Annotated in this window: 1 protein-coding gene; it reads right to left on the bottom strand. The window is 67.1% G+C overall.

All coding sequences use genetic code 11. The annotated features are described in order from the left end of the window. Window positions 1-477 (bottom strand): thiamine pyrophosphate-dependent enzyme (locus tag AACY52_RS30615; protein ID WP_339561431.1); only part of this gene is annotated, 477 nt, incomplete at both ends.

Raw genomic sequence — 477 nt, 5'->3', positions numbered from 1 at the left:
ATGCTGCCGTCGCCCGCGATGCAGATGACGCGCTGTTCGCCACCCGTCGCGGTGCACACACCGATCGCGGCGGGGAGATCGTACCCCATCGTCGCGCACCCCGAATTGGTCCAGATGCGCTGGCCACGTTTGATCTCGGCGGCCTGGAAGCTGACCACGCACGCACTGCCGTTACCCGTGACGACGATATCGTCCTGGCCCAGGGCCCCGAACAGCTTTTCCATTGCCACATAGGGGTGGTTGGCGGGGCCATGCGCGTGATATTCCGGCAGCACCGCCGGGAAGCGGCGCACGCGTTCGCGCGACCAGGCCAGCCACTCGCGCTGCTGTACGCTTGGCCCCTCATAAGGCGCAGCGAGCAGGGCGGGGATGAGGTCGGCCAGATCGGCCACCACCGGCATGTCGGGCACGACGGTCGGCTTGCGCAGTTCGACCGGATCGATGTCGACACGAATGGATTTCAGGCCCTGCGGCTGG

Origin of the sequence: Pseudomonas sp. EA_65y_Pfl1_P113, from assembly GCF_963970525.1 — a bacterium.
GTDB classification, from domain to species: domain Bacteria; phylum Pseudomonadota; class Gammaproteobacteria; order Pseudomonadales; family Pseudomonadaceae; genus Aquipseudomonas; species Aquipseudomonas tritici.
Note: the sequence above shows the minus strand (reverse complement) of the source record. Positions and strands in the feature narration are given on the sequence as shown.